The following is a 24234-nucleotide window of genomic DNA, read 5'->3' on the forward strand; positions in this document are numbered from 1 at the left end:
AACGCTATGACACGGCAGAAAGTGCTTCCACCGCTGGATTATTTGCGCGCCTTCGAGGCTGCCGCAATCCACGGAAGTTTCGCCGGCGCGGCCCGCGCCCTGAGCATCTCCGAAACCGCAATCAGCCGTAAGGTCCGGCTTCTTGAACTGCATTACGACCTACCGCTTTTCGTGCGCGGTCATCGCTCGATACACCTGACCGAACAGGGGCAGCGCCTGCTTCAGCCGGTGCGCAGTTCGCTTGATACGTTGCGCGATGCCTCACAGGAGATGATGGGTCTCGCGCATAGCCACACGATCAACATCGCGGCCACGAACTCGGTCGCGTCATTGTGGCTTATGCCCCGTCTGCACCAATTCACAAGCGCCAATCCGCAGATCAAGATACGCCTGACAGCCTCGGATAGCGACGCCGAATGTCTGAGCGACGGGATCGACCTCACGATCCTGCGCGGCGACGGTGACTGGCCAGGCTACGACGCACGTTTCTTGTTCGGGGAAACGGTGTTCCCCGTCTGCGCGCCATCCTATCTGCGCGCGCACCCCAAGGCCCGTCAGGTCAACGCCTTGCACGAACTTGACCTGATCGACATCGCGAACCAGCACACCGAATGGATGAACTGGCAAGCCTGGCTCGGATCACAAGGCCATCCCAGCGGCCCCGCCGACAGGGCCACCGTGGTCAACACCTACCCGCTTGCGATCCAGGCCGCCGTCGATGGCGTTGGCATCGCCCTTGGCTGGATGCACCTTGTGGACCGGCTGCTGGAACAGGGCGATCTCGTGCGCCCCGTGGGAGAATCCAGCACCCGCACAAACTCGGGCTATTATCTGCTTCGGCGCGACAATTCCAAACACCTGCCAGAGCGGGATGTCGTGGAATCATGGCTTCTCGCCCAAAGCGCAGCCCGCAAAAGATACAGCCAGAAAGCGGCGAAAAGCCCTTCCGTCTCATCTCAGGGTTCGGACGGAAGGGCTCTGGACTAGGCCAGTCGCGTCGGGAGGCGGCCTAGGTCGTCTGGAGGTAGGCTTCCAGACTGTCATCAAGCGCATCCTTCCACGGGGTGTGGTGTGGTGGCGCCTTGGTTCCGGTCATGGGCGATGTGTACCCATGATTGCGGAACTCCATGATGTTCTTCTTCTTGTGCTTCTTCCATTCGAAGAACGCCTTGTTGGCGGCCTCGACATCAAAGCTCGGGTAGTCGGTTTCGTTGATCAGTTCTTGGACATAAGCCCCTTGATAGGCGATGCAGCCGTAATCATCCTCAAGCGCATCCTCGTCGGCCTGCCGCTGTTTCCAGTCGGCCTCCATCGTGGCCTGATCCGGCAGGTCGATCTTGCCCATAATGCAATCACGCACCCACCACGCTTGGGCATCGAACATGTTGAACGTGTACCACTGGTCCTGCATCCCAAGATAAAAGAGGTCATGATTGCCGGTAAAGACGACCCCCTTGTAAAGGTCATCAGCCGCCAGCCTGTTCGCGGTCTTGAGCCGAAGGTCATCGGGCAAAAACGGAAAATGGTGTTTATAGCCGGTACACAGGATGATCGCATCCACGTCAACACTGGTGCCGTCTATGAAGTGCGCGGTGCGCCCCTCGACCCGTTCCAGCGCGGGCACTTCCTTCCAGTTGTCGGGCCAATCATATCCCATCGGCGCGGTCCGGTGGGCCACGGTGATCGAATTGCAGCCATATTTCCAGCACTGAGACCCGATGTCCTCGGCGGAATAGGACGTGCCGAGGATCAACAGATCCTTGCCCTCGAATTCTCTGGCGTCGCGGAAATCATGGGCATGAAGGATCCGCCCGTTGAACGCCTCAAAGCCCGGATAATAGGGAACATTGGGAAATGAGAAATGTCCGCTGGCCACGATCACATGGTCAAAAGTTTCGCGGCTTTCCTCGTCCTTGACACAATCGCGGGCCGTCACCTCGAATCCACCATCATCAAGCGCGCGCACATCCCGGACCACGGTATTGAACCGGATCATGTCGCGCACACCCGCCTTTTTTATCCGGCCTTCGATATAATCGAACAGCACGGCACGAGGCGGATAGCTTGCGATCGGCTTTCCGAAATGGTTCTCAAAGTTGTAGTCGGCGAATTCCAGCCCCTCTTTAGGGCCATTCGACCACAGGTAGCGATACATCGACCCGTGACAGGGGTTGCCGTATTCGTCCACGCCCGTGCGCCACGTATATCGCCATAGCCCTCCCCAATCGGCCTGCTTTTCATAGCAGACGATGTCCGGGATATCTTCGCCCTGGTCCTTGGCTGATTGAAAGGCCCTGAGCTGAGCGAGCCCCGACGGCCCTGCCCCGATAATGGCTATGCGTTTCTTTGCCATGAAGTCATCTCCCTGAATTGGTCTGAACCGGTTCAACGCGCCGGTGCTTTTGGTATAGTTTAGTAAACCAGTCGCTAAACCAATCTGTCAATGCAAACCTGCCCGCGCGGAAGGATTTTCCGGCGGGCAGGAAAGAAATCGGGAGATTCTGGGTTAGTGGGGCGAACGCACCCTCAGGTGAGCGGCGGTTCCGAACTTGAATTGGCCCAATCCGGCTCGAACCCGAGCACTTCGGTCGCGGGCGGCAGAGCCGGATTGAACAGGCGGTTATGCGCCATCGTGGCCAAATAAAGCGGATTGTGCTCTGCCAGTCGCCACACCTTGCAGCGCAGATCGAACCGCTGCCGGAAGGCATCGAAACTCAGCGTGACATGCCCGGCCTCGTGGAGCGCGCGCGCGCCCTCTGATCCCGGCGGAAAGGTCGCGGTCAGAATATCCGAAAACTCATCGGCCTTCTGATAATAGCCAGCCGCCAGAAATCCGAGCGCCTGATCCCGGCGCTGTGCCGGATCGTTGGTTTTCGCGGCCATGTGTGTCAGTTCGGCGGTCACGGAATAGGCGGGCGACTTGTTCATAACGGTGATGATTTGCCCCATCGCGTCTTCCGCCCCCTCGGGTGTCACTTCGGGCATGATAGAATCGTCCGGTTGCCCGGCATTTTCGCGCATCGACATTTGCCGCACCCGGCATTGCCAGCGCAGGAACGCCATGCGCAGCGGATGAGGGTCGCGGGCCATTCCGAATGTTTCCTGAAGCATCGACACGCGATGGGCTCCTTCCTTTGAACTCTGTTTGATGTCGCTGCGGCGGCACGCCTATGCGGCGCTGAACCGCGTCACGTCTTTTGCATGGCGGAACGGTTGACCATTCGCAAGGCTTGGGATGCGCGCCTCGGTCGCGGCCACCTGATCAAGGTCGATCCGCGCCTGCACAACGCCCGGCTCCTCTCCGCCATCGGCCAATATTTCGCCCCAGGGCGACAGGATGAGCGAATGCCCATAGCTCGCCCCACCGCCTTCGATCTCGCCCGTGGCGCAGGCCGACACGATGAAACGGGTGGTCTCGATCGCTCGCGCACGATTGAGCACATGCCAATGCGCCGCCCCGGTGAGACGGGTGAATGCCGCAGGGCAAATGATGATCTCGGCGCCGCCTTTGGCCAAACAGCGAAAAAGCTCGGGGAACCGCAGATCATAACAAATGGTGTGGCCGATCCGGGCCTTTGGCGTGTCATGTATCACCGCGTCCTCGCCGGGCACGACGCTGTCACTTTCGCGGTAAACCTCGCTCTTTGACAAGGTCACATCGAAAAGATGTATCTTGTCATACCGGCCCCGCACCTTGCCCGCATCGTCAATCATGTATCCACGGTTGAGAAACTTCTCACCCGGCCCGGCGACAGCGATGGAACCCACATTGATCCAAACACCGAGCCGTGCTGCCAGATCGCTGAGACCGGCCAGAACCGGGTGCTCTGCCTCAGGGGCCACGGGGGGCGCGATCCGGCCCGCGTCGGTCCGCAGACCGCCGCAATATTCTGGCAAGAAAAGCAGTTCCGCGCCCAACTCCACCGCCGCCTCGGCCAGCGACGTGGCCGCGGACAGTGCCGATGCGAAGTCGGGCATCGGACGGGTCTGAAGGCAGGCGATATCAAGCGGGCGCGGCATGTCTGGGCTCAGAACTTCATATAGGCCTTGCGCAGGTTCACAAGCGGATGCCGGTCCGACATCTGGAACTTGATCAAAAGCTCGCGCGCGATCATGTCCCGGTCCTGCTGATTGTCCGGCAATTCGATCGTGTCGGGCACCCGGACCCAACCGTTATTGTTGCGGTCAAACACCGCAGGGCTTCCCTCTTCATACCCCATATGCACATCTTCGAGCCAGTTCAGGTCGTCCCACCCCATGGTTTCCATGTATTTCGTCAGAAACGGGGTGATCCGCTCATAGTCAGGCACAAGGTTCACATCATAACGATAGCCGATGTGCTGACCGATTTCCTTTTCGCGTTCCGAGCCAAGCCCGTCTGCATCCTTGAGGAACTGATCGACATCGGTAATTTCCGAGCCGCGATATTGTGTTCCAGCCATTTGTTTTCCTCCGTTTGGTGGGGTGGAACCCCACCCTACGCTTGGTCGCAGGGTGGGCTTTAAACCCACCTATTACAGGTGATGATAATCCTCGACGCCAACCGTGTGGTTGGTGCCCGCCAACGGCACACCGGCCATCGCCGAAGCCTCCATCGTGAGCGCGGCCAGATCCTCGGGCTCAAGACTGTGCAGATAGGTCTTACCGCACGCCCGTGCAAAGAGTTGCGCCTCGATAGTGAGCGTGTGCAGGAAGTTATAAACACGCTCGGCGGCCGCATCCGGATCAAGCCGCTCGCGCAGCTTGGGGTCTTGCGTCGCCACGCCCACCGGGCAGCGGCCCGTATGACAGTGGTAGCAATAGCCCGGATCAGCGCCGATTTCCTCGGGGAAGTTGGCCTCGGGGATATCCTTGTTGCAGTTGAGCGCCATCATCGCCGAATGGCCGATGGCGATGGCATCCGCGCCAAGGGCGATGGCCTTGGCCACGTCCGCGCCGTTACGAATGCCGCCAGCATAAACCAGCGTGATCTCGCCGTGTTTGCCAAGGTCGTCGATGGCCTTGCGCGCCTGACGGATTGCCGCCATGCCCGGCACACCGGTGTCTTCGGTCGCAAGGTGCGGCCCGGCACCCGTGCCGCCTTCCATCCCGTCGATATAGATCGAGTCCGGATCGCATTTCACGGCCATCCGCACATCGTCATAGACGCGGCTCGCCCCCAGCTTGAGCTGGATTGGTATCTGCCAGTCGGTTGCCTCGCGAATCTCCTGGATCTTCAGCGCCAGATCGTCCGGGCCCAGCCAGTCGGGGTGACGCGCGGGCGAACGTTGGTCGATCCCGGCAGGCAGAGAGCGCATCTCGGCCACTTGGTCGGTCACTTTCTGACCCATCAGGTGCCCCCCCAGACCAACTTTACAACCCTGACCGATGAAGAATTCACACCCATCGGCAAGAACAAGGTGGTTGGGGTTGAAGCCATAGCGCGACTGGATGCACTGATAAAACCACTTAGAGCTATAGCGCCGCTCGTCAGGGATCATGCCCCCCTCACCCGAACAGGTCGCCGTGCCCGCCATCGTGGCGCCCCGCGCAAGCGCGGTCTTGGCCTCATAGCTCAGCGCGCCAAAGGACATGCCCGTGATGTAGACCGGGATATCAAGTTCGAGCGGTTTCTTGGCGCGCGGGCCAATCACCGTCTTGGTCTCGCATTTCTCGCGGTAGCCTTCGATCACGAAGCGCGTCAGCGTGCCGGGAAGGAAGGTCAGGTCATCCCAATGCGGAATTTTCTTGAAGAGAGAGAACCCCCGCATCCGGTACCGGCCAAGTTCAGACTTGATGTGGATGTCGTCCATCACCGCCGGCGGGAAGATGAAGCTGTCACCGATGCGGTTCACATCGCGTGCCAGAGCTTGTTTTTTGGGCAGATCACCGTCAGCCATTTGAATGTCCTTTCGTCGGGTGGTGGGTGGGAAACCCATCCTGCGCCGTCGATGCAGGATAAGGTTTCCGCCCACCGATCAAAGAATGAGCTTCTTCTCGGATGGTTCGAGGTTGTCGTAGTTCCAAAGCTGCTTGCCAGCGACGACCTTGGAGAAGTGATCCACCCCCTTGTCGGGCATCAGGCCGTATTGCGTGAGCTTCCGGGTCAGCCATTTCTTGTCCAGATCGGTCAACTCCGCCTCAACCGCGTCCACGCCGAGCGATTTTATATCGCCGCCGACATAGATCGTGCCGTCATACATCGAGTCACCGAGGTTTTTACCGGCATTGCCGCAAACCACCATCCGGCCACGCTGCATCATGAAACCACTCAACGCGCCGGTGTCACCACCAACGATGATCGTGCCGCCTTTCTGGTCGATGCCAGTCCGCGACCCGACCGAGCCGCGGCACACAAGATCACCGCCACGAATGGCCGCGCCGAAGGTGCTCCCGGCGTTCTTTTCGATCAGGATCGTGCCCGACATCATGTTTTCGCCACAGGACCAGCCGACACGGCCGGTAATCCGCACGTTCGGGCCGTCGATAAGACCCACGCCGAAATACCCGGTCGATCCTTCGATGATCAGATTCAGCTTGGACAATATCCCCACCCCGAGCGAGTGTTTGCCCCGCGGATTCTTAAGCACGATCGTGCCATACCCTTCGGCCATCAACTCGCGAATGCGGCTGTTGACCTCGGTTGTGGACATATCGTCGGTGTCAATCTCGGTCCGCTTGTTGAAATCGACATCCGGCGCCCAGGGATAGGTGAACCTCTCTTCGGCTTCGGGATCAAATTCAACATACAGCGATTTGCCGGTAAGTTGTTCGGTCGTCATTCCAAGCGCTTTGGCACGCTCGTCCTGCGTCATCTGTTTCAGTTCTGCGTCGCTTACGCTTGCCATACCCGGACCTCCTCATCATACGGGTCATACGTGTCGATCTCTTCGGGAAGGATCGCGCGGATCGCCACCTCTTCCGAGGCCATGGCGATCAGATCATCGCTTTCGTAAAGAACCAGCGGTTTCGCGGCCATCGTGTCCTTGGCCATGCCAAGCTGATCCTTGGTCGCGACGAGATAGGTGAACACACCGTCAATTTCGCCGATCGACTGGCGCAGGCTGTCTTCCAGGCTGATGCCGTTCGCAAGGTTGTGTGCGGTGTAGACCGCCAGCAACTCGGAATCGCAGTTCGACATGAACCTGTGACCCTTGCGCTCCATCTCGCGGCGCATGATCCAATAGTTCGTGATCTGGCCGTTATGCACGACCGATACGTCGTTATAGGGAAACGCCCAGTAGGGGTGCGCGGATTTGATATCCACGTCGGATTCGGTCGCCATACGGGTATGCCCGATGCCATGCGTGCCCTGAAAGTCATTGAGCCCGTAAGCCGCGGCAACAACCGACGCATCGCCAAGATCCTTGATCAGTTCAAGGCCGTTGCCCATGCTGAGGATCTCGACGCCTTCGGTCTCTTCAATATGCGCCGCCATCTCGCCGGCGTCACCGGGATGGGTGATCACGTAACGAAGCGAGTATTCCCGGGGCGCGTCCTTTGACTTTATCACGGCGCCGTGTTCCGCGAGGATCGTCTCGACCTCGGTGATACGGTCCTCGATCACCTTGTGGACGCCGCGACCTCTCTCCATGTCCTCGGCTTCGGCCACCTTGAGGCGCATGATATAATCGCCCTCGGTCGGCTCGCCATAGACCGCATATCCGGTGCTGTCCGGCCCGCGGTGTTTAAGGGCTTGCAGCATCGCGGTCATTTCGGACCCGACCGAGCTGCTTTTGCCCTTGTGAATCAATCCTGCAATTCCGCACATCTTGAATGCGCCTCCTTAGCGTCAGGTTGCGTTGCTTTTTCGGCGGCAGGTCAGGCCTGCCGCCCTTGATTTACTGAAATGCCTTTAGGGCAGGCATTCCATGTAGGTGTCCTTGTCCCAATCGGTGACAGTGGACATGAAGCGCGCGTATTCGTCGTGCTTGTACTCGTCGAACAGGCGATACATCTCGCCCGGCATGCCGCGCTGCACCACCTCGTCGTTGCGCAGGAACTCCAACGCCTCGCCCAGGCTCATGGGCAGTTTCTTGACATCCTTGCCATCATTGATCGCATCATAGATGTTGCGCTCTTCCGGCTCACCGGGATCAAGCTTGTTGTCGATGCCGTCATCCATCGCGGCCAGAAGCGTGGAGCCCATCAAATAGGGGTTCACCATGCTGTCCACCGACCGGTATTCAAACCGGCCCGGTGCCGAAACCCGAAGACCCGTGGTCCGGTTCTGGAAACCCCAGTCGGCAAAGACCGGCGCCCAGAAGCCTGTATCCCAAAGCCTGCGATAACTGTTGACAGTCGAACACCCGACAGCAGTCAGCGCCTGAAGGTGATGCACGACGCCGCCAATCGCTTCGAGCCCCTCTTTGCCGGGCATCTGCGGATCATCATTATCCGGCATGAACGTGTTGTCGCCGCCCCGGACATACATATAGTTGTCGGCCATCCCCGGAAGATCGTCGGGATCATTGCCGCATTTGACGAACTTGTCTTCGCCGCCGCGCCACAGGCTCATGTTGTGGTGGCAGCCGCTGGCCGACACACCCATGAAGGGCTTGGACATGAAACAGGCGAAAATGCCGTGTTCGCGGGCGACTTGCGCGCAAATCTGACGATAGGTGGTCAAACGGTCTGCATTGCGCAGCACGTCGTCGAACATCCAGTTCAGCTCAAGCTGGCCGGGCGCGTCCTCGTGGTCGCCCTGGATCATGTCGAGACCCATTTTGCGGGCGTAGCGGATCACCTGCATACTGACAGGGCGCAGGCTCTCAAACTGATCGATGTGATAGCAAAACGGCTTGGAATACCCATCCCGCGGCTTGCCGTTCTCATCGAACTTGAGCCACATCATTTCGGGCTCGGTTCCGATGCGCAGCTTGCGACCATGTTTCTTCTCGAACTCTTCGTGCATCCGGCGAAGGTTCCCGCGGCTATCGGCCGTAAGATAGCCACCCGGATTTTCCTTTTCCTCGCGGTTGCGGAACAAGGTGCAGTAGAAGCGCCCGATTTGCGGCGCCCATGGCAACTGCATGAAGGTCTCCGGCTCGGGAATACCGATCAACTCGGCGGCCTCGGGGCCATAGCCGAGGTATTCTCCCGCACGGTTGGTAAACAGGTTCATCGTCGCGCCATAAACCAGCTGAAAGCCCTTTTGGGCAATGCTTTCCCAGTGGTCTGACGGGATACCCTTGCCCATGATCTTGCCGGTGACGGACACGAATTGCAGGTATAGGTATTCGATGCCCTTGGCATCGATCATCTTGCGGACTTCCTTGATCTTCTCGTCGCGTCCGGGCGCGTCTACAAATCTTTCGAGGTCAGTTTCGGCCAATGTCTTCACTCCTTGCTGGTCGTTCCGCGGTCTTCGCGCCGCTTCTTATGATGGCGTGGTTCAGTTTCGGTTTTCGTATGCTAGCCTTGCTTTCTTCGTTGGCAAAGCGCCACAGAGCGCGAAAATACGCTATTGCTGTCCTGTATTGGCGATGGAATACGCATATCTGGCAGGTCCAATGCGAATTTATGACAAGCTCGGCGAACCAAATTCTCCGATTGAAGTTACGTTAAAAAGGAATCGATCCAATAAGCAACCTTTTTTGAGCCAATCCGCCAAATTTTCTGGACATTACACCCATTTTGGATCAAAATTGGATCACACCACGAAAGGACTCTTATGAGCAAACTTGGCTCCACTGACATTGCGGCGCTTATTCGTCGCGAAATCTCGAAGGGGACCTACCGTCAGCATGAGCGGTTGCCCGCATCGCGTCAGATGGCCGAAACCTATGGCGTAGCCCGCAACACGTTACGCGAAGCCCTTATTCAGCTTGAACGCGAGGGTCTGATTTCAACCAGACCGGGAAGCGGAACCTACGTCACCCATCAGGGCAGTGATCAGACTGTCCATGCGGTCGAGACCGCCAATCCGCTTGAACTTATTGACGCCCGCTTCGCGCTTGAACCGCATCTATGCCGCCTTAGCGTCCTGCATGGCCGCCACCCGGATTTCGAACAGATGGAAGCGCTTTGCGATCAAATGGAGAATTCCGTCCATGATCCACGTGCCTTCGCCGAGGCGGACACCGCCTTTCACCGGGCGCTGGCCACGTCAACAGGCAACAATCTGTTGATCTGGGTGATCAGCCAGATCAACTCGGTGCGCTCGATGGATGAATGGACACGGATGCGGCAACTCACGCTTGGCCCCGAGATCATCCATCAATACAATATTCAACACCGTCAGATCATTGATGCGATCCGCGCGCGCGAACCCGAGCGGGCGGCCAACCAGATGAAAGAGCATTTGGAAACCGCGCGCCTGTCACTGACACGCGCCGCCGATGCCTGATCTTCAGGCTTGCGCGGCGGACTGGAGCCAGTTGATGTAAAGACGCTCCGCGATCTCGTTGAAACCCGTCATGCCCTCTTTGGCTTTGCGGGTCATCTGGGCCGTTCCATCCCGACCAAGCGCGTCGTGCAGCGCATCACGATATTCCGGTATGTTGGCCCAGTTGGCAACGGTATCGTCCTCAATTTCGACATGGAACTGCGTGGAATAGGCGCGTGTCCCCCATTTCATCGCCTGCACGACACAGGCCGGCGACGTGGCAAGACATTGAGCACCGGGCGGCATCTTGGTCACTTCTGCCGAATGCCATTGCAGGCTGTCGAACCTTTCCGGCACGCCGTCGAAAAAGACACCGGAGGCCCCGGCCTCGGTCAGTTGCACGTCCATGATGCCGATCTCGGGCGTCTCGGACGGCTTCACTTCGCCGCCCAACGCCTCGGCCAGAAGTTGATGGCCAAGACACAGACCCAGAAACGGTAGCCCGCGTTCTTCGACGGCCTCGCGGATGAACGCCTTTTCATTTGCCAGCCACGGATACTTGTCTTCCTGCCAGACGTCCTGCGGCCCGCCCATGACCCACAGCGCATCATATCCATCCAGCGACGGAAGCGTCTCTCCCGCATCAAGTTCGACCGCGTCCCAGCTATGGCCGTCCTCGGCCAGGAACTGCCGGAAGATACCGGGGTGTTCGACTTTCTCATGTTGCAGAACAAGAATCTTCATGACGGTCTCCCTCTCAGGGCAGACCCTATGCGCGCGCGGCTCCGGCGCGCAAGTGCCTGAATCCCGTCATAAGCCCAAACCGATGTTTCCGATCCAAGACCGGCTGACTGTCATGATGCGCTTAGCGCCCGCGCCCATGCGTACGCTCGTACATATCCGCGATCATGCGGCTCGCGGTCTTTTCGAACGCGGCGGGAATGATCGCATGTACCAGCGCGCAGCCCCCGGCAGCAAACAGCCTGAGTGCAAATCCTCCGGCAAAGCGGGCATGTTCTGCATAGCTCTCGTCAACGCTATGCGGATGGTCAAGGAATACGCGTTTCATCATGGCCTGTTCTCCTGTTTCCGTGATCAGGGTCAGATTAAGCGCTATCCTCCGTGACTATATCCCAAAATATCTACTTCATGACTATTCTTTGAGAAACATTCCCAATATTGTGGATTTATGCGCAATATTGATGAAACTAATCGGCGAATCCTCACCATTCTGCAACGCGACGCGACGATCAGCCTCGACGCGCTTGGCGACAAGGTCGGCCTGTCCCGCAACGCCTGCTGGCGCCGTATCCGCACAATGGACGAGGCCGGATTGATCCGGGCGCGTGTTGCCCTGCTCGACCCCGGCAAGTTGGGGCTTGGGCTCACCGTTTTCATGCAGATCAAGGCCGAACGGCACGATGCCGACTGGCTTGAGGCGTTTGCCCGCGCAACCCGTGCCATGCCCGAGATTCAGAGCGTCTACCGCATGACGGGAGAGTTGGATTATCTCATTCGCGCGCGCGTCTCGGACATGGGCGACTATGATCGCCTCTATCAGCGGCTCATCTCCCGCGTGCCGATGGGCGATGTCTCGGCCAGCTTCGTAATGGAAGAAATCAAGGACACCACCGAATTACCGCTTTGAAACAGCGCACGGCCCGGATCATCTCCGGGCCGCGGTCGTGTTGCACCCGCCCCCGGTCAGTTCGGGATCAATGCCGGCACGATTGTCACGATCCCGGGGAAGAACCATAGGATCGACAGCCCCACCACCTGAATGATCACGAAGGGCGCCACACCGCGATATATGTGCCCGGTCGTAACCCCCTTCGGCGCGACCCCTCGTAGATAGAAGAGCGCAAATCCGAATGGTGGCGTCAGGAACGAGGTTTGCAGGTTCACCGCGATCATGATCGTCACCCATTTGGGATCGAAGGAGCCGCCATAGATGACCGGCCCCACAATGGGGATGACGATGTAAATGATCTCGAGGAAATCGAGCACAAATCCCAGAATGAACAGAACCAGCATCACGATGAGGAAGACCTTGAACTCATTGTCAAAGCTGCGCAGGAACTGCTGAATGTAATGCTCCCCGCCAAAGCTGATCACCACGAGATTGAGAAGCTGAGAGCCGATGAGAATGGTAAAGACCATGCTCGTCACCTTGGCCGTCTCGCGGACCACCGGGGTAAGAATGCCGCCGGAAAAGAGCACCCAGCAACTGAACAGCAGGCCGAAAAGCGCATAAAGATAAGCGATCTTGGCCACCGCGAACGCGGCCCATGTCTCGAAGGCCACGTCCTCGACATTGATCCTGAGGTCGAAATTCATCCCCAGCAGGATCGCGACGACAATCGCGAGCGTCGCCCAGATGATCACCTTGCCTGAGCGTTCCTGATCCTTGAGCTTGCGATAGGCGGCCAGCATGATCGCCCCGCCCGCACCAAGCGCGGCGGCCGGCGTCGGATTGGTGATCCCCCCAAGGATCGACCCCAGCACCGCGATAATCAGGACAAGCGGCGGAAAGACCACGCTGATCAGTTCGTTCCGGGCAAGACGCGCCGCCGCGTGCGACGCGCCATAAAGCGCAAGCCCCATCGGTATGAGCAGCAGAAGTGTGCTTGCCCCCGGACTCATTGCCGGACTGATGAGCAAGATATCCACCATCAGCCCGAGGATCACACCTATCGCGCCGATGACAAGTGGGCGCGGATCACCCGATGGCGCGATGCCGCGGCCAAAGGTCAGGATGAGCGCGAAGAGAAGGAAGATGACCGACACCCCTGTGCCAATCGGTGCCGCCGCTTCTTTCTTGTCCTCGATGGCCTGAGCGATCTGCTCTTCGGTCAGTTCCACGCTCTCGACCACGCCGCCCTGTGCTTCGATCTCGGCCTGCTCGGCCACGGCGGCATCCCATGCGCTCTGGCCATGCAGTTCGATCATCGCGGCTTGGCAATCGGGGCTGACACTGGTGCGCAGCGAGGCCCCCTCCCCCCGTGAACTGAAGCTGTTGACCGTGACATCCTGGCTTCCAACCACACCGATTTGCCCGGCAATCAGCAGACCCGCCACAAGTGCGATGGGAATGCCGAGGAACCACGTGAACTTTTCACCCCGCGTCGTCGCTTCGCTGCCGCCGCCGCCCATCGACACCGCCGGCGCCTTGGACGGATTCACCAGCGCATATCCAAAGGCATAAAGCCCATAGAGAAGCGCCAGCATGATCCCGGGCAGCAGCGCCGCCTGAAACAACGTCCCAACCGAGACGACCGCCGGTTCGCCAAGATATGTCAGCGCGTCGGAACAGCCCGCCTCAATGGCGCGATTTTCCTGCGCCACGGAATAAAGATCACCCGCCAGAGTGCCCAAAAGCACGATCACGATCGAAGGCGGGATGATCTGTCCCAGCGTGCCACTTGCAGCAATAACGCCGGTGGCGATCTCGGGGCTGTAGTTGTGGCGCAGCATGGTGGGCAAGCTGAGCAAGCCCATGGTCACCACGGTGGCGCCCACGATGCCCGTGGACGCGGCAAGAAACGCCCCCACAACCACGACCGACACGGCCAGTCCGCCCGGAAGCGGCCCGAATACGCGCGCCATGGTGGTCAGCAGATCATTGGCAATCTTGGACCGTTCCAGCGTGATGCCCATCAGCACGAACATCAGCACCGCAAGCAAAGTCTCGATCGACTGGCCGGCCAGAACCCGTTCGTTCATGCGGTTGACGATGAATGACACGTTGCGGTCAAGCGCGCTTTCCCAGCCGCGCGGAAAGACCGACTCGCCTATTCGTGGCAAGTCCGGGTATCGGAAAACCGATATGGTCTCCTGTTTCACACCCTCGGCCACAAGCGCGCGGTAGTCAGCGCTCGATGTGTCGATCGCCTGATGAATAAGCAGGCCCGAACTGTCGAGCGCCGCAATGATAGCAAAGGCGATAACCCCGGCGCCCCCAATGGAAAAAGCCACCGGAAAGCCCGAAAGGATGCCCCCGAAGAGGCACAAAAATACGATGATCAGCCCTATCTCGACGCCATCAAGTCCAAAAAGCATGTCCCCTGCCCCTTATGCCGCGCGCGACGGTCTGATCCGGTTGCCCGGGTTTCGCGTTGTCCCCAACCGCGTCATCAATGTGTTCCCTCATAGGCTTCTTCGCCGGCCCCGAGCGTATCCCGGTCAAGATACTTTCCCTCGCTCACCGGCCCTTCTTTCCACTCAAGGAACGAGCGGTAGAAAAAGGCGATCGCCTGAAGAAAAACCATCACGGTAAAGAGCACGAGCAGCACCTTGAACAGGAAATACCCGTTAAAGCCGTTCGGACTGAACCCGATCGTCTCGACGTTCCAGCGCACCGCCCGCGATTTCAATAAAAGCCGGTCCAGCGTATCGCTTGCCGATGGCTTGGGCGTGATCAGGTGCCGCCACATGAAATACCACCCGTACATCCACGTCAGAATTGCGGCGGGCATCATGAAAACAAGGCTGCCGAACATGTCGATGATCCGCTTGGTGCGGAAACTCACGGCGGAATAGATCAGGTCGACCCGCACATGCCCACCCTGCACGAAAGTGTAGGTGGCGCAGAGGCACACCACGAGCGCGTTATAAAGCTTGAGCTCCTCGGCCCACCAACTGATATCCATCTGAAGCGGAATGCCAAACCCGATGCCGATATCGGGGCGCACGAATACCCGCTGAAGGAACACGATGACGATCTGTTGGATCACCATCAAAAGCCCGGCCCAAGCAAAGAACCGGCCCACCATGTTGGCGAAGCCTTCGAGAATCCAGACGCATCCCCACATGAACCGGTTGGCCACGAGGCCGATCCCCGTGGACAGGGCAAAAAGCCCCATGACGACGAAAAGAAACTCCTTTGAGCCGCCATAGTAGATGACGCGCATCAGGCTTTCTTTATCTTCGGGCGATCCGGTCCAATAGAGCCAGTCGAACCAGTGCGTCACAACGAACTGGTAACCCTCGAAAACGAAGTCGAGCATCTTCTCCCCTCACCCAGTGGGTGTCAGTTTGGCGCCAAGGGATGCCCACGGAGACTGTCCGATCCGCACGTCGCACCCGGTTGCGCGAGATTTGCGGGCGCCGCTATCCCAAGCGCCGCCCGCATCACCGGGTGACCTAGCCCAGCACGCGGTTGCGCTGTGCGGTATAGACACCATCCGATTTCTGTATCCACTCCGAGGAGGATTCCAGCGATGCCGTATAGCTGTCGTAGATACGTTTGTAGATGTCGTCGCCCATGTTTTCCTGATGGACGGCATCCGCGGCCTCGCCGAACGCATCCCAGACCGAATTGGGGAACTCACGCGTCTGAACACCGCTCGATTGCAGACGCTGAAGCGCCGCGCCGTTGTTCGACAGGAATTGCGCCAGGTTCCATTGGTGAGCTTCGGCACAGGCGATCTCGACGATCTTTTGCTGTGGTGCGGTCAGATCCATGAACGTATCGCGGTTCACACCGACAGACAGACCCGCGCCCGGCTCGTGGAAGCCAGCGGTATAGTAGATCTTGGTGATCTCCTGGAAACCGGCCTTCTCATCGGCCCACGGTCCGATCCACTCGGTTCCGTCGATCGCACCCGACGCCAGCGCCTGATAGACTTCGGCCCCCGGCAGGTTCTGAACCGATGCACCAAGTTTGCCAAGCGCCTTGCCACCAAGGCCGGGCATGCGGAACTTGAGGCCGTTGAAATCCTCGGGGCCGTTGATCTCCTTCGAGAACCAGCCGCCCGCCTGCGCGCCGGTGTTCCCGGCAAGGAAGGATTTCAGGCCGAAAATCTGGCCAAGTTCGTCGTGAAAACCTGCACCGCCATCATGATAGTACCAGTTGGCCAGCTCCTGTGCGGTCATTCCGAACGGCACCGATGTAAAGAACGCATAGGACGGGTGCTGACCGACAAAATAGTAATCCGCACCGTGATACATGTCCGCTTGTCCGGCTGTCACCGCGTCAAAAACCTCGAACGCACCGACAAGCTCACCGGCCCCTTTGACCTCGATGGTCAATTGACCGTCGGCCATCGCATTGACACTGTCGGCCACGCGCTGCGCGGCGTCGAACACACCGGCAAGGCCACGACCCCAGGTTGTGACCATGGTCAGTTTGCGGTTGCCCTGCGCATAAGCCGGTGCCGCAAGCGAAGCCGCCGCCGCGGCCGAGCCGCCCAGCGTGGTATTTTTCAGAAAAGAACGACGATCCATGTTTGGTTTTCCTCCCAGTAAGTTTTATGAGCGTCATGACCGAAGCCGGACGCGGATCGTTACGAGTGGTCAGGACACTACTGCCAGAGTCGAACCTTGGGAATACCGACTACTGCGTAGAAACGTTTGATCAGGTCAGAAAATTTTACCAATCAACCATAACCCGCTGGCAAAACCGCTGTGGATACTAGGAATTTCTGACGATTTGTCGTAACGATCCGACATGAATTTTTCGGCTGGCAGACTTTGGCAGAACTACGGACAGAAGCTTTTTCTGACCGCCACCCTGCCATTCATACTGGCTGCGGTTGTGATTTCCATATTTGTCACGCTTCAGTCTCACAAGCTGGCCGAACGCGAGATCGCGGCGCTTGAGACCCAGCTTCTGGAGGCCAAGCGCAAGGAATTGAAGAACTATCTCGCCATGGCGCGCACCTCGTTCGTCAATATCTATGGGCGTGCCGCCCCCGATGACGAGAACGCCAAGCTGCTTGTCACACAAATCCTGTCATCCATGCTGTATGGGCAGGACGGGTATTTCTTTGTGTTCGATTACGACGGCAACAACCTTGTCGCGCCGCGCCATACCGACCTTATCGGGCGCAACTGGTCGGGGCTCACCGACACATCGGGCACGCCGATCACCGACGAGTTGATCCGTCTGGCCCGAAATGGCAGCGGCTATCACAGCTATGAATGGGTCAAGCCCTCGACCGGAGAGACAGCCCGCATGGTCACCTATGTGATCGGGCTTCAGGATTGGCGGTGGGCGGTTGGCACGGGCGTGTTTGTCGATGACGTGCTGGCGTCGGTGGCTGCGTCGCGCGCCGACGTCGAAGCACGGGTGCGCCGGACCTTCGTCTTCATCGGTGGCTTTGCCATCGCCGCGCTGCTTTTGGTGTTCACCTCAGGCCTTTTCATCACCCTGCGCGAACGACGCCTCGCCGATGCCAAGCTCAAGGCCCTGACCCAACGGGTGTTCGACGCACAGGAGGAAGAGCGTGGGCGCGTCGCGCGCGAATTGCACGACGGGATCAGCCAAATCCTTGTCGGCGTGCGCTATGCGCTCGATCTGGCGCGGCGCAGAACTGAAACGGGCGATACTCGGGCGGCGCAAAGCCTCGACAAGGGGATCACCCATCTTGCCGGCGCCATTCAGGAGGTCCGCCGCATCAGCCGCGATCTACGCCCCGGCACCCTTGATGATCTCGGTCTCGGGCCGACGCTCAAGGCGCTGATCGAAGATTTCGGGAAACGCACCGGCATCGAGACCGCTTTCACCACGGTCGTTTTCCGCAACCGGCTTGACCCCGAGGCCAAGATCGCGCTCTACCGCATCGCGCAAGAGGCATTGACAAACATCGAGCGCCACGCGGGCGCCACACATGTAACACTCGATGTGCGCGGCCATCAGGGCGGCGCGACGATGCGCATCTCCGACAACGGCACCGGGATGCAGAATGCCCCCGACGACGCAAAGTCACGACCGGGCCTTGGCCTGCGCAACATGCAGGAACGCATCGACCGGCTTAACGGAACGCTGCGTCTTCTGTCCTCTGGCAGCGGCACGATCATTGAAGCATCGGTCCCTCTGTCGCATATGCTTCCGCCAGAAGATGACAGCCCCGACACGAAAGCCACCGCATGACAAAATCCCCCACACGTATCGTGATCGTCGATGATCATCCCATGGTGACCGAAGGGGTTGAGGCCATCCTCGAAACCTTTGACGATATTTGCGTCATCGCCACGCTGTCGGACGGACAGCAGATCATCGAACAGGTCGAGGCCCTGTCCCCGGACGTGATCCTTCTTGATCTGAACATGCCCGGGCTCGGCGGTCTCTCCACCACCGAGATCATCCTCGAACGCCGCCCCGAGACGCGCATCCTCATCCTGACCATGCATGACAGCCCCGAATACATCTCCTCGGCGCTCAGTCACGGTGCCATGGGTTATGTGCTCAAGGATGTGCCCACCGACGAGATCAAGCTGGCCATCGACGCCGTCATGCGCGGCGAGCGATACCTATGCACCGGGGCCCAAGGCTCGCTCACCCCGCCGGGCGGTCCAGGCGCGCGCGAACAACTTACCAATCGCGAACAGGCGATCCTGCTGCAACTGGCGCAGGGCCGGTCAAACAAGGATGTGGCTCTCGCCCTCGACATATCGGTGCGCACTGTCGAAACCCATCGCAAGAACATCAAGCGCAAGCTGGGGATCAGCTCGACCGCCGGATTGACCCGCTATGCCATGGAACATGGGGTTTTGCAGGGCACCGGGGTCAGCCTCTGACAAGGCGCTCAAAGATACCGTGCCCCGCACCTTGCAGGGCGCGGAGCATGTGGTTCGCAAGACACCTCAGCCAAGAACGGCCCCGTCGCTCCGGGTAACCACCACGATGGACGAGCGCGGCAACCGCCCCTCGCCATCCGGGAACGGCGCGTCGGGGTGCTGGATGCCCACGAACATCGCGCGGCGGTCGGCGGACCACGTGAGGCCCGTCACCTCAGATCCCTTAGGCCCGGTCATGAAGCGCGCGATCTCGCCGGTGACCGGATCGCCCGCCAGCATCTGGTTGTTGCCCATGCCGGCGAATTCGCCCTCGTTGCTGTCCTTGCCATCGGTCTGAATCCAGACGATCCCGGCGCTGTCAAAGGCCATGCCATCGGGCGAATTGAACATGTTGCCCGCCGTGATGTTATCGGACCCGCCATAGGCATTGTTCGGATAGACCTCCGGATTGCCCGCCATGACATAAATATCCCAGGCAAAGCCATCGGCGGCATGGTCGCCGCCCTCGGGCCGCCAGCGCACGATCTGTCCATACTTGTTGGTTTCGCGCGGGTTCGGGCCGCCCACCGGGGTCTCGTCGCCCCCGGCATTGGGTTTCACACCGCGGTTCTTGTTGTTGGTCAGGCAGCAATACGCCTCGGGCGCGTGGGGGTTGGCGGCCACCCATTCGGGACGGTCCATCGTCGTGGCCCCGACCGCTGATCCGGCCTCGCGCGCGAAGATCAGAACTTCGGCAAGGCTTACCATGCCCGTCGTCTCGGGCGTCAGCGCCAGCCACTCGCCGGTGCCGTCCTCATGAAATTTCGCCACATAAAGCGTTCCATCGTCAAGCAGCGCCTCGGTCGGCCCGCCGGGCGTGTAGGTGCCGTTCGAGACGAAGCGGTAGAGGAACTCGCCGCGCTCGTCATCGCCCATATAGACCACGACCCGGCCATCGGGGGCGAGCGCCACCTCGGCATTCTCGTGCTTGAAGCGGCCCAGCCCGGTATGCTTGACTGGCACGCTTTCAGGGTCGGCGGGGTCGATCTCGACCACCCATCCGGCGCGGAGCGGCTCGTTGGGGTTTTGCGCCGTGTCAAACCGCGCGTCCCACTTGTGATAGTCATAGCCCCAGCCATCCGGGCCGATGCCATAGCGGGCATAACCACGGTCGAGTTGCACCGGCTTTTGATCCTCGGCCTTGGCGCTCGACCCGAAATAGCCGTTGAAATTTTCCTCGCAAGTCAGGTAGGTGCCCCAGGGCGTTCGCCCCGAGCCGCAATTGTTGAACGTGCCAAGCGCCGCCTTGCCAGTCGGATCGGCCTCGGTCCTGAGCAGGTCATGCCCCGCCGCCGGGCCGGCGATCCGCATCGGTGAGAGGTGGGTGATCCGGCGGTTATACGGGCTGTCGGTCACAACTGCCCAGCCCGCGTCGCCCTCGCGCAGCTCCATCACCGTGACGCCCTGTAGCTTTTGCAGCTTGCGCACATCGTCAAGGCTCGTGGGCACGCCGTTCTCGGCATGGGGCAGGTTCACGTCACGGTTGGTATATTCGTGATTGACCGCGATCAGTTGCCGCCCCTCGACGACAAAGCTTTCCATTCCGTCTGTATTCTCTCCGAAAATCCGATCAGCGGTGGCGGCATCGCCGCCAGTGGCATGGTCGAAGCTCGGCGCGCCCGGAAACAGCGGATCGCCCCACCGTGCCAGTATCTTCCACTCATAGCCGTCGGGGACATGAATGGTGTGATCGGTCTGCGCCGCAATCGGGGTGAAGGCGAACCGCCCGCCCTCGGCGGCTCCGGCCCCCAGAGGCGCGAGGCCCGTCGCCATTGCCGCGGCCCCCGAGCCAAAGGCCAAAAGACCCGACATGAAACCTCGCCGCGAAAGTGCGGCCTCGACCACCCGGTCAAAGTCGCAGCCTTCGGGGCGCGGATTGGTCATCTCGTCCCAATCGTCGGCGGATACGCGGTTCAGGTCGATATCGGTCATGGCAGCTCTCCTTATCGGTTGGCGTCGGGCCGCTCTGCGACAGCGCAGCTCTCGGACGCGATGCTAGCCGACTCCTGTAACACTCAGGTTTCACGGATAGACGCCAACAAGAGGTGCGGAAATTGCAATTCCGACCACAGACCGCTGCGCAGCGCAACAAATGCAAAGATTCCCCCGGCATTTGCGACATTTTTTCTGGCAAATCCTGTTGACGCCCTCGGCGACCGAACATAATGTCCCGCGCACGCAGCATGAGGAGTCGCGCAGATGACCGCGCTAATCGTAGTCGTAGGTAAATGGCGCATGGGCCGGTAACGGACACCATAACGGTACCCCATGCGCCCCCGGAACATCGGGGGCTTTTTTATGCAGCGTGACAATGACGTCTTGAACGGAGCAACATGATGACACGTCAGATGACCGGAGCGAAAATGGTGGTTCAGGCCCTCAAGGATCAGGGTGTGGACGTCGTATTCGGATACCCTGGCGGCGCGGTGCTGCCGATTTATGACGAGGTGTTTCAGCAAAACGACATCCGCCATATCCTTGTGCGTCACGAACAGGGTGCTGTTCACGCCGCCGAAGGTTATGCCCGCGCCACCGGCAAGCCCGGTGTCGCGCTCGTCACCTCGGGCCCCGGCGCGACCAACGCGGTGACCGGCCTCACCGATGCTCTGATGGATTCAATCCCGATCATCGTTCTCTCGGGTCAGGTGCCCACGTTCATGATCGGCTCAGACGCCTTTCAGGAGGCTGACACGGTTGGCATCACCCGCCCCTGCACCAAGCATAACTGGCTTGTGCGGGATACCAAGGCGCTATCGGGCATCGTGCATGAGGCGTTTCACGTCGCCACGTCCGGGCGGCCCGGCCCCGTCCTTGTCGACATTCCCAAGGATGTGCAGTTCGCCTCGGCCGAGTATACGCCGAAATCCCGGACCCAGATTTCGCATTATCAACCGCAGGTCAAAGGCGACATGGAGTCCATCACCGAATTGGTCGAGGCCCTGGAAACCGCCGAACGACCGGTGTTCTATACCGGCGGCGGCGTGATCAACTCCGGCCCCGCGGCAAGTCAGCTTCTGCGCGAATTGGTCGAGGCCTCGGGCGTGCCGATCACCTCGACACTGATGGGGCTTGGCGCCTACCCGGCCTCCGGCAAGCACTGGCTTGGTATGCTGGGCATGCACGGGCTCTACGAAGCCAACATGGCGATGCATGGCTGTGACCTGATGATCAATATCGGCGCGCGCTTCGATGACCGGATCACAGGCCGGATCGACGCCTTCTCGCCGCATTCCAAAAAGGCCCATATCGACATCGATCCTTCGTCGATCAACAAGGTGATCAAGACCGACATCCCCATCGTCGGCGATGTGGCCCATGTGCTCGAGGATGTGCTCAAGGTCTGGAAATCTCGGGGCCGCAAGGTCAACCGCGAGGCGCTGCGCAAATGGTGGGCCCAGATCGAGGAATGGAAAGCCGTGGAATGCCTTTCGTTCAAGCAGGAAGGCAAGACGATCAAGCCACAGCATGCGCTGGCTCGGCTTGAGGCGCTGACAAAGGAGCATGACCGCTATATTTGCACCGAAGTGGGCCAGCATCAGATGTGGGCGGCGCAATACCTGAACTTCAACGATCCGAACCGCTGGATGACAAGCGGCGGGCTCGGGACGATGGGCTATGGCTTCCCGGCGTCGATCGGCGTTCAGATGGGCCACCCGCAAGCACTGGTGATCAATGTCGCGGGCGAGGCATCTTGGCTGATGAACATGCAGGAAATGGGCACGGCGATGCAATACCGCCTGCCGGTGAAGCAGTTCATCCTCAACAACGAACGCCTCGGCATGGTCCGGCAATGGCAGGAACTCTTGCATGGCGAACGCTATTCCTCCTCGTGGTCCGAGGCGTTGCCCGATTTCGTCAAGCTCGCCGAGGCGTTCGGTGCCAAGGGCATTCAATGTCAGGACCCCGCAGATCTGGACGACGCGATCATGGAGATGATCAACCATGACGGCCCGGTGATCTTCGATTGCCTCGTCGAGAAGCATGAGAACTGCTTCCCGATGATCCCGAGCGGAGAGCCGCACAACAAGATGCTGCTCGGTGAGGCGAGCACGAAGGACGCGATCCAGGAAGGCGGCGCGGTGCTGGTGTGACATTTGATTTCGGACATGACGTACTGAATGAAATCCCGGAGAGGATATTTTGTCTGGCTGAGAAGTCGATCATATCCGCAAATCGTCATGCCACCTATCTTGGCCCGGGCATCGAGCACTGGCCAGCAATGTCAGTGCTTAATGCAAGTCATGCCTGTGAACTGTTTATAAAGGCTTCCATCGCGACTCATCACCCGCTTCTGATTTTCAAAGATGCGTTTAATTTTTCACCTGATGAGGCGAATGGCTTGTCTTTGGAAAACATCATTGCCAAAGGACGCAGTCATGACTTCGCGAATTTACCCAAGATATATTGGGCGGTGACAGGTAAGTCTCTTAATAGACCTGATTTGTTCGAGGACATGCGTCAAACAAGGAACGCGCTACAGCATTTTGTGGAACCGGAACACAAGGACTTGTCAGAGTTGACCCTCCGTTTCATTTATGAAGTAGTTGATCCGCTGATAAACTCAGACTTTGGTATCCACGCACTCGAATACTACGAAGATATAAATGATGGCTATGACTACACGGTAGACCAGCTAATCAAGCATGAGATCGAATTTTCTATGCCAAGTAATTTTTGCGAAGGCGAAGTCTCTTGGGATGAAGCTTTGGCCGACGTGAATGCGACCTATCGAGAGTGGTTTCACGGAGCCTTTCTCAAAGCAACTGGCACCCCACTAAAAAGCGAGAACTCGACATGTCCGCACTGAAGATCAAAAAAGGCTCGTCCAAGCATTCGGCCTATAACCTAAGGCCGAACTTCTCGGATGTCAGCGAAACCCACACTCTCGCGGTCATCGTCGAAAACGAGCCCGGCGTGCTGGCGCGGGTAATCGGGCTCTTTGCCGGACGCGGCTACAATATCGATAGCCTGACTGTCGCCGAGATTGACCACGAAGGGCACCGATCGCGCATCACCATCGTGACCACCGGCACACCGCAGATCATCGAACAGATCAAGGCACAGCTTGGCCGCATCGTTCCGGTTTACGACGTGCACGACCTGACGGTCGAGGGGCGCGCGGTGGAACGCGAACTGGCCTTGCTCAAGGTGGCAGGCGAAGGCGACAAACGCGTCGAGGCGCTACGCCTCGCTGACATCTTCCGTGCCAACGTGGTCGACAGCACACTCGAAAGCTTTGTCTTCGAGATTACCGGCACCTCAGAAAAGATCGACGCTTTCGCCGATCTGATGCGTCCGCTCGGTCTTTCGGATATTGCGCGGACAGGTATCGCCGCCCTGCCCCGCGGCTGATCCGGCGCGCGCCCCCT

General features: G+C 59.3%; 22 protein-coding genes. 8 read left to right on the top strand and 14 right to left on the bottom strand.

Annotated features, from left to right (window positions below; translation table 11 throughout):
- Positions 1-6: 6 nt before the first annotated feature.
- Positions 7-987 carry a LysR substrate-binding domain-containing protein gene (locus V8359_RS04470; protein ID WP_336427511.1) on the top strand — a complete coding sequence of 327 codons (981 nt, stop codon included), beginning with the start codon at positions 7-9 and terminating at the stop codon, positions 985-987.
- Positions 988-1009: 22 nt separating this feature from the next.
- Here the strand turns inward: V8359_RS04470 and V8359_RS04475 are convergent, their stop codons facing one another.
- From V8359_RS04475 to V8359_RS04510, 8 genes are all read right to left on the bottom strand, one after another.
- Positions 1010-2353 carry an NAD(P)/FAD-dependent oxidoreductase gene (locus V8359_RS04475; RefSeq protein WP_336427512.1) on the bottom strand — a complete coding sequence of 448 codons (1344 nt, stop codon included), beginning with the start codon at positions 2351-2353 and terminating at the stop codon, positions 1010-1012.
- Between the two features lie 173 nt (positions 2354-2526).
- Entirely contained in the window at positions 2527-3111 is a 585-nt protein-coding gene (locus V8359_RS04480; protein ID WP_336427928.1) for a hypothetical protein, read from the bottom strand.
- A gap of 57 nt (positions 3112-3168) precedes the next feature.
- Complete coding sequence (locus V8359_RS04485) at positions 3169-4020, bottom strand: carbon-nitrogen hydrolase family protein (RefSeq protein ID WP_336427513.1); 852 nt, start codon at positions 4018-4020, stop codon at positions 3169-3171.
- 8 nt (positions 4021-4028) lie between these two features.
- Positions 4029-4442 carry a hypothetical protein gene (locus V8359_RS04490; RefSeq protein ID WP_336427514.1) on the bottom strand — a complete coding sequence of 138 codons (414 nt, stop codon included), beginning with the start codon at positions 4440-4442 and terminating at the stop codon, positions 4029-4031.
- A 72-nt stretch (positions 4443-4514) separates the two neighbouring features.
- Positions 4515-5879 (bottom strand): FMN-binding glutamate synthase family protein, encoded by a 1365-nt coding sequence (locus V8359_RS04495; RefSeq protein WP_336427515.1) that lies wholly within the window; start codon positions 5877-5879, stop codon positions 4515-4517.
- Between the two features lie 78 nt (positions 5880-5957).
- The gene (locus V8359_RS04500; protein ID WP_336427516.1) at positions 5958-6827 is read right to left on the bottom strand and encodes a GXGXG motif-containing protein; all 870 of its coding nucleotides are present in this window, start codon (positions 6825-6827) and stop codon (positions 5958-5960) included.
- Positions 6815-7750, bottom strand: coding sequence for a glutamine amidotransferase (locus tag V8359_RS04505; RefSeq protein ID WP_336427517.1), 936 nt, complete (start codon positions 7748-7750; stop codon positions 6815-6817). Before V8359_RS04505 ends, V8359_RS04500 begins: the two co-directional genes overlap by 13 nt.
- Before the next feature lie 84 nt (positions 7751-7834).
- Positions 7835-9313 (bottom strand): glutamine synthetase family protein, encoded by a 1479-nt coding sequence (locus V8359_RS04510; protein WP_336427519.1) that lies wholly within the window; start codon positions 9311-9313, stop codon positions 7835-7837.
- Positions 9314-9652: 339 nt separating this feature from the next.
- Between V8359_RS04510 and V8359_RS04515 the strand changes: the two genes are divergently transcribed.
- Positions 9653-10327, top strand: a complete 675-nt coding sequence (locus V8359_RS04515) for a FadR/GntR family transcriptional regulator (protein ID WP_336427520.1) — start codon at positions 9653-9655, stop codon at positions 10325-10327.
- Between the two features lie 3 nt (positions 10328-10330).
- Here the strand turns inward: V8359_RS04515 and V8359_RS04520 are convergent, their stop codons facing one another.
- Together V8359_RS04520 and V8359_RS04525 are read right to left on the bottom strand one after the other, a co-directional pair.
- On the bottom strand, positions 10331-11050 hold the full coding sequence (locus tag V8359_RS04520; protein WP_336427521.1) for a type 1 glutamine amidotransferase: 720 nt from the start codon (positions 11048-11050) through the stop codon (positions 10331-10333).
- A gap of 121 nt (positions 11051-11171) precedes the next feature.
- Complete coding sequence (locus V8359_RS04525; protein WP_336427522.1) at positions 11172-11378, bottom strand: DUF6356 family protein; 207 nt, start codon at positions 11376-11378, stop codon at positions 11172-11174.
- Positions 11379-11495: 117 nt separating this feature from the next.
- On the opposite strand from V8359_RS04525, the gene V8359_RS04530 reads away from it, so the two are divergent.
- Entirely contained in the window at positions 11496-11954 is a 459-nt protein-coding gene (locus V8359_RS04530; RefSeq protein ID WP_336427523.1) for an Lrp/AsnC family transcriptional regulator, read from the top strand.
- Between the two features lie 56 nt (positions 11955-12010).
- Here the strand turns inward: V8359_RS04530 and V8359_RS04535 are convergent, their stop codons facing one another.
- The 3 genes from V8359_RS04535 to V8359_RS04545 form a co-directional block, all read right to left on the bottom strand.
- A complete protein-coding gene (locus tag V8359_RS04535) occupies positions 12011-14365 on the bottom strand; it encodes a TRAP transporter large permease subunit (RefSeq protein WP_336427524.1) in 2355 nt (784 codons plus the stop codon).
- 74 nt (positions 14366-14439) lie between these two features.
- Entirely contained in the window at positions 14440-15312 is an 873-nt protein-coding gene (locus V8359_RS04540) for a TRAP transporter small permease subunit (RefSeq protein WP_336427525.1), read from the bottom strand.
- 136 nt (positions 15313-15448) lie between these two features.
- The gene (locus tag V8359_RS04545; RefSeq protein ID WP_336427526.1) at positions 15449-16531 is read right to left on the bottom strand and encodes a TRAP transporter substrate-binding protein; all 1083 of its coding nucleotides are present in this window, start codon (positions 16529-16531) and stop codon (positions 15449-15451) included.
- Between the two features lie 223 nt (positions 16532-16754).
- Here V8359_RS04545 and V8359_RS04550 point away from each other — a divergent pair, with 223 nt between their 5' ends.
- Together V8359_RS04550 and V8359_RS04555 are read left to right on the top strand one after the other, a co-directional pair.
- Positions 16755-18179, top strand: coding sequence for a cache domain-containing protein (locus tag V8359_RS04550; protein ID WP_336427527.1), 1425 nt, complete (start codon positions 16755-16757; stop codon positions 18177-18179).
- Positions 18176-18826, top strand: a complete 651-nt coding sequence (locus V8359_RS04555; protein WP_336427528.1) for a response regulator transcription factor — start codon at positions 18176-18178, stop codon at positions 18824-18826. Before V8359_RS04550 ends, V8359_RS04555 begins: the two co-directional genes overlap by 4 nt.
- Before the next feature lie 66 nt (positions 18827-18892).
- Here the strand turns inward: V8359_RS04555 and V8359_RS04560 are convergent, their stop codons facing one another.
- Complete coding sequence (locus V8359_RS04560) at positions 18893-20797, bottom strand: PhoX family protein (RefSeq protein ID WP_336427529.1); 1905 nt, start codon at positions 20795-20797, stop codon at positions 18893-18895.
- A 404-nt stretch (positions 20798-21201) separates the two neighbouring features.
- Between V8359_RS04560 and V8359_RS04565 the strand changes: the two genes are divergently transcribed.
- From V8359_RS04565 to ilvN, 3 genes are read left to right on the top strand one after another with little or no spacing between them, the layout of a single operon-like run.
- Positions 21202-22956 (top strand): acetolactate synthase 3 large subunit, encoded by a 1755-nt coding sequence (locus V8359_RS04565; protein ID WP_336427530.1) that lies wholly within the window; start codon positions 21202-21204, stop codon positions 22954-22956.
- On the top strand, positions 22953-23672 hold the full coding sequence (locus V8359_RS04570) for a hypothetical protein (protein WP_336427531.1): 720 nt from the start codon (positions 22953-22955) through the stop codon (positions 23670-23672). The genes V8359_RS04565 and V8359_RS04570 overlap by 4 nt, the downstream gene beginning before the upstream one ends.
- Positions 23660-24217: an acetolactate synthase small subunit gene (gene ilvN / locus V8359_RS04575; protein WP_336427532.1), complete on the top strand. Its 558-nt coding sequence runs from the start codon at positions 23660-23662 to the stop codon at positions 24215-24217. Before V8359_RS04570 ends, ilvN begins: the two co-directional genes overlap by 13 nt.
- Positions 24218-24234 lie beyond the last annotated feature (17 nt).

Origin of the sequence: Roseovarius sp. E0-M6 (genome assembly GCF_037083845.1) — a bacterium.
Lineage (GTDB): Bacteria > Pseudomonadota > Alphaproteobacteria > Rhodobacterales > Rhodobacteraceae > Roseovarius.